Here is a 5981-nt window from a genome sequence, read left to right as displayed (position 1 = left end):
GGGCAGGACGGTGTCCTGCCCTCGCCAGTGGCTCACGCCGGGATGCCCGCGCCGATCGCGTCGGTGATCATTCCCATCGGCAATCCGGGGACTGCGGTGGTCGCCTGGAAATCGGTCACTGCCTGGTCGAATGCGGCAACAGCCTGCGCGCCGCCGGGCAGAGAAGTCACCGCATCGCGGGTCTGCTCGTCGACGATCGGGGCGGTAGCGACCGCGTCGCGGACAGTGGTGGCGGCAGCGGTGCCAGCAGGCGGGCTTGCCTCCCACTGCTCGAGGGTGGTCTCCGTCTGCGCCGTGATCGCCGCCTGATCAATGTCGGGAATCTCGACCTCGGTCGGCTCCTCCACCTCACCGGCGCCGTAGACCGTCGCCGTGACGACACCTGCCGTGCCACCGACGAGCGCACCCGCCGCGGCCGCGGGGATACCGGCCATTGCGCCAACACCTGCGCCGATACCCGCACCTGCTGCGGTACCGACCACCCCGGCCGGGATGACACCGATCGGGGTCAGGAGCGGAGCGGCAAGAAAGACCGCACTCGTGCCGCCGATCGTGCCGCCGACCAGTGCGCCGACGACCGCGCCACCGGCAGCCACGGGCAGTCCGGCACCCAATGCGCCGGCCACAGCCCCAGCTCCACCGGCCGCGACCTGTGCGGCAGCCAAACGCTGCGCCTCATCGGCATCGAGGCCGGTAGAGCGCCAGAAGTCGGTGACCTGCGCTTCGACGACCGCAGTCTGACCATTCGTGCGGTCGGCCGTGTCCTTGCTGACCCAGTTCGGGCGATCAGCCAGGTACCGGCCGAGGCGGATCTTGTCTTCCGGAGCCTGGATCGGTGCGGTGAATTCCTGAAGCTGCGTCGGCAGGTGGAGCTGCGAGTAATCGATCGGCTGGGCGTAGTAGCCCTCGTCGTAGACGGGCGGGACGTACTCGCCCGTGCCGTAGTCCCAGTTCTTGAGCGGTGCCGCAGGCTGCTGGTACTCGACCGGGACCGGAACCCAGGTCTGTACCGGCTCGGCCGGCGCAGGAGTGGCGACACCGCCCTGAGTGCTCGGAGCGGGAGTGGTGACACCGCTCTGCGAAGGCGGTGCCGTCGTCACTCCGCCCTGCGACGGTGCGGCGGTAGCGATACCGCCGCACGCCGTGACAATGACCGCGGCGGCCGCGGCTGTCGTGCCCGCAGCCCTCACGATCCTGGCCTGCTTACGGTGCTTACCCATTGTTGTTCCCTTCGGTGGATGTATCAGTGGTCAGGCCGTTGTGCGAGAACGTCGGTGCCGTCGACGTCGCAATGGAGGACGTCGAGGTAGACGCTGCCGGTGCAGACGTGGTGCTGGACGTCGTCGCCGATGCGGCCGGGGTGGACGTGCGAGTGGTGCTCGGTGCCGAGCTGGACGACGACCCGGACTTGGTGGAGGCGGCGCGGCCACCGCCCTCGAGGTCCGCAGCAGCAGCGGCGAACAGCTTCGCCACGTACTCGGTCGGAGCGAGGCCGGTGGCGGTGGCCGAGGACGATCCGTAGGAGCCGTGCGCGGCCTGGATGTTCGAGTACTTCGTCAACGCCGCCAGGTCGAAGAGATCCTTATTCGCTGTGACTTCGTTCTTGACCAGGTCGAAAGTCTGCTTCACCAACCGCTGCGCCGTGGCCGGCGGAACAAGGCTGATCACCGCGTTAACCGTTTTCGCAGCGAGGATGCCGAAAGCAGCGAGAGGATTAGCCAGCCCCACGGCCGCGACGGCCGCGATCGTCTCCGGAGTGATGACCTTCTTCGCGACCGTAATAGCCGAATTCACGGCCACGAGGCCGACCTTCATCAGCGCGGACAGCGCCTCTTGGCCGGTCGGTGGCGTGGCCCGCGGGTCCGAGCCTTCAGCCAAGCGCTGCGACAACGTCTTCTTCGGCGCGATCGAGAGGTTCTCGAGGGAGTTCTTCGGGATCTGAATGTCCTCGTTGATCACATCGACCCCGACGTTGAACGCCGTCGATGCGAGAGACAGGCCGATCGTCTGGACCGCGACGAACGGGTCGCCGCCCACCTCAGCCTGACCAGCCACATTCGCGACCGCCCGCGCGATCGGAGCGTTCGGAGGGGCGTCGCACGCGAGGTCGCCGGTCTGGCACCACATCGACACCCGACCGGTCAGTGAGCCGAAGCTGGCGGCCGTATCAGCGGCCGGACCGATACCAGCACCCGCCGCCGTCGTCACCGTGACAGGCGGAAGCGCCTTCACCGCCGCACCCGAGGTCCCCGGTACCGGAGCCGGCGTCGTCTGGGTCGTTCCGGGGAACACGCCGGAGCCTTCCGCACGTGTCGGGGACCCGAAAAGAGCAGCCGCCGCGATCGACGAAGCCGGGACACTGCTGACACCGCCGTTGCCGACCCTTTCGAGGAAGTCCGACGCAGCGTGCGCGCCCTGACTGAAGGCGGCGATCCCGAGTTTCGTTGACGGGCACTCGCTCAGAACCTTCTCCGCAGCGGACCGAAGGTTCTCCTCTGCCGCGGCGACGGACACGGCGTACGACTCCTTACCGCCCTGCACGGCACCGCCGAAAGCTGCCGGGTACGGGACGTAGGCCCGATCGACCGAAACCCCGAGCTGGCGGGCCTGATCGAGCAGCGGCGACATGATGTTCGAGAGCATCCCGGTGTCCGCCTTGACCGGGGCGTCGGGGGAAGACTCGCCCGTCCCTTGCGTTCCAAGGACGTAGAGGTCGGGGCAATCCTGCACCAACTGATCGAGCCAGTTCGTTTGCGCCTGCGCAGGAACCGCATTCACTCCGACACTCATCGCGATCGCGACAGTCCCGACCGCGGCCGTGGCGGCGAGACGCCGAAGCGGGCGAGGTGTGCCAGTCGGTCGTGGACCGTCATCCATTTTCATTCGGAACCCTTCAATCTGGTTGTGGGCCAAGATGTGCGAACGGAATGTGCGCGCTTAGGCGGGCCAGCCCGGGAAGTTCCCGCCAAGCAATGTGAGGAGCATGATTAGCTGAACGATGAATGGCATGGTTGTCCCTACGTAAGAGATGAATGGGAGTCGCGTGCGTACGCGGCCGGACAAATCAGAACGGAGACCAACGGACCCGCGAGTGACCAAGTGGGCACGTCGAGTACCCGGGGATCGTGATGCCTGAGCACGCATGACCAGGCCAGCGACCAGGGCAGGTATCGACACGAACGCGAGCCCACAGATCCTCAAGGCTCCGTACCGACAGCTGAAGATGTGGCGCTGACCTGGCCTCCTGTAACGGCGCCAGATCACCCGTACGATTAATCGCCAGTGCATGAGTTGCACTCGAGTGCATCGAGTCCTCCAGATGGGTACAGAAATGGCCCGCCAGGACTTGAGGTCCCGCGGAATGATCGCCACAGCGCGTGAGACGCCGCGGACACGGAAAAGCCCCAGGTGCGTGAGGGGACGCCAATCACCAGCGCACCTGGGGTTATCTGAGTAACGCACAGGCGCTCGATGGCCCATGCGCTACGAATAGGGTCCACTGAGCGAGAACCCGGGCAGGAGTTTTCTCGCTCAGTGGAGATTTTGGGACCCGCCGGCACTGGACGCGATCGCGTCCTCAAGGCAGTGTGGGTCGAGATTCGTTTGCGGCGCTGATAACTCGAATGAGCAGCCGCGTACGCCGGTAGGACGAACGTAGGTTCGTTGGTGGCCGCGTGAGCGCATACAGATATCAAAAGGATTCCCCGCCCGGGATGAAGGGCACGCCGAAATACAGGCGTGCCACGCCTTCATGTGCTGCATCTGGGCCGACTACGACAGACCACAGGAAACCCCCGGGTGGGAGCGCAGGAGAACTGTAAACCGGGTCTAGTTGTGATCGCAAGCCCATTAGGTGCCTCCTTCGTTCGTGTCCCCCCGGCTAAACACCCCGTGTTCCAGAATCCATGTTAACACCCTAATATTCTAAACACTAGGCGAAAAAACAGCATAGAAGGGGCGACACAATGGCTCACGAAGAGAAGAGTCCAGATTCGGGAGTCGGCGTGTCGCGAAGTGCAGTTCGAGGGTTCAGTGGCGCCCGATTGAGGCGCTACCGCACCGGGCTCAAGCTCACGATCGACGACCTGGCGGATGCTGCCGAGGTCTCATCCCAGACGGTCTCTGCATGGGAAACGGGACGCGCGGCGCCCACTCCGGAATTACTTGCGCGGGTCGCTGGAGTGCTGAAGGTGGCGAATGCTGATCTTGCGCCGATTCCAGAAGGTCAACTGCGGCTCAGCGATCTCCGTAGTCAGGCCGGCTTGACGCAGGGAACGGCTGCGAAAGCGCTCGGGACAAGTGCGACCGTTCTCGGCCGAATAGAAAAAGGGCGCAAGGAGTACGACGAGACGTGGGGGCGGCGCATGGCTGAGCTCTACAAGGTGCCGCTCAATCTCATCAGTGAAGTTTGGGAACATGACCGCCAAAAACGCGCGGCACACATCAAGGAATTATAGAAAATAACCCTAGTATTCTAAACATCACCCCTGAATGTGGGTGAGCCCTCATAGGTCGACTGAGCTTCGTTCTCGAATCGGTCGATCTTCACAGATATCCAGGCGAGCTACGGTCGATCGACGATCCTTGGCTCGAAAGGATGGAGACCAGTGTTCGGGAAGGTTGGTGACGTCATCGCGGCGATTTCGCGCGCAGAGACCCTGATGCGCTGACATGGGCGCAGACGGATTGGGCGTTCGCCGAGGCCGCCGACCGCCGAATTGGCAGGTCACATGTGCCGGCCCTTCCCAGTCGCACTGATGCTCGTGACCTGAATCCTGCCTGAGAGCAGCAGCAGTGGTCCGAAGAAGTGGCAACTGATGGCACCTACGCGGCCGAATGATCCTGTGCCGCAGCTCCGTCTCAATCGAGAAGAGCTGCGGCGGATCGACCGGACTCCTGACTAATTGAACGCCTCGACGTCTCGGTTCGCAGAGATCTGGATGAGGGCTCCGTTCATGTCGTCAGCACCCTCGACGAGATACGGAGTCAGTCGCACATTGGTAGCCACGAAGTCCCCGCTGGTCGATCGCAGCCGGAGCCTCAGAAGCACTTCTTCCTCCCCAGCTTCGAACCGCGCTCGCACAGACGCCAACGCAGGACGATCGTCATCATGGAAGACATTGCCGTGAATATCGGTGTCTTCCCACTGCATCCAGTCGACCGGCGCCGAGATCCACATACCGAGGAGGCCATTCACCGTGTCAATCAAGGCCACGCGGTAGCCGGCGTGCTTCATACCCTCGGTCATCCCGATCTGCGCCAGCGTGGGCTTCGCCACTGGGTAGGTATCGGTAATGTCGTGGAAGAGCACCCGCCAGCCGCGTTGCGCGGGGTCCGGATACGTTCGCAACGCGCACTGCCACTGCATCAAATGGCCGGCGTTGTGCTTGACCGCGAACTGGGAGTGCCACTTCTGGCCGGGCTCCGGGTTTGCGCCGAGTTCCAGGAAGGACGATTCTTCCTGGAAATGCGCCGATCGGTTGAGATACTCGACCACTGTGGCCTCGGGATGAAACTCCTCCGGCGTCACCCCGGACATCAGCGATGACTCGAGGGTCTGTGCAATGATCAGCTTGTCTCGGAGCCAACTCACACCAGAGCAGATCCGGGGATGCGGAATCTCCTCATCAGGTTCGCCAATCCATACCTGCACACCGTGAGTGTCACCGCTGGGGCCCAGGACCGGAACCGCTTGCACGTGGAAAGATTCTTTGCTCCGGGCCTGTGACATCAACACCTTGTCGAACTTGGTGCGCGTCTCCCGGACGTAACTCACTACCGGCTCGATACGCAGGTCCTTTGCTGGCGCCAACCGAGCAACAGAATTCCACTCTCGGATCTTGCCGTTGCTTGCCACGACCGTCGCGACGTCGGGAACCAACGTCTCGATCAGGTGCCACTCCCCCATTTTTCTCCCTCACGTGTGAACCGGCCGCCCCCGACAGGCGGTTAAGCGGATCACAGGATAGAGAGCTTCGGGA

Annotated in this window: 4 protein-coding genes; 1 reads left to right on the top strand and 3 read right to left on the bottom strand. The window is 63.7% G+C overall.

Annotated elements, in window-relative coordinates:
• Positions 1 to 32 precede the first annotated feature (32 nt).
• Positions 33 to 1220 (bottom strand): insoluble domain protein, encoded by a 1188-nt coding sequence (locus WAW17_RS33395; RefSeq protein WP_422337111.1) that lies wholly within the window; start codon positions 1218 to 1220, stop codon positions 33 to 35.
• Complete coding sequence (locus tag WAW17_RS33390; protein WP_422337110.1) at positions 1213 to 2790, bottom strand: cutinase family protein; 1578 nt, start codon at positions 2788 to 2790, stop codon at positions 1213 to 1215. Before WAW17_RS33390 ends, WAW17_RS33395 begins: the two co-directional genes overlap by 8 nt.
• A 1175-nt stretch (positions 2791 to 3965) precedes the next feature.
• Between WAW17_RS33390 and WAW17_RS33385 the strand changes: the two genes are divergently transcribed.
• Positions 3966 to 4457: a helix-turn-helix domain-containing protein gene (locus WAW17_RS33385; RefSeq protein ID WP_422337109.1), complete on the top strand. Its 492-nt coding sequence runs from the start codon at positions 3966 to 3968 to the stop codon at positions 4455 to 4457.
• Positions 4458 to 4900: 443 nt separating this feature from the next.
• On the opposite strand, the gene WAW17_RS33380 is transcribed toward WAW17_RS33385, so the two are convergent.
• Positions 4901 to 5908: a GAF domain-containing protein gene (locus tag WAW17_RS33380; protein ID WP_422337108.1), complete on the bottom strand. Its 1008-nt coding sequence runs from the start codon at positions 5906 to 5908 to the stop codon at positions 4901 to 4903.
• Between the last annotated feature and the right edge of the window lie 73 nt (positions 5909 to 5981).

It is taken from the genome of Rhodococcus sp. (in: high G+C Gram-positive bacteria), from assembly GCF_049286785.1.
Taxonomy (GTDB): Bacteria; Actinomycetota; Actinomycetes; order Mycobacteriales; family Mycobacteriaceae; genus Rhodococcus_F.
This window is presented reverse-complemented; position numbering and strand designations above follow the sequence as displayed.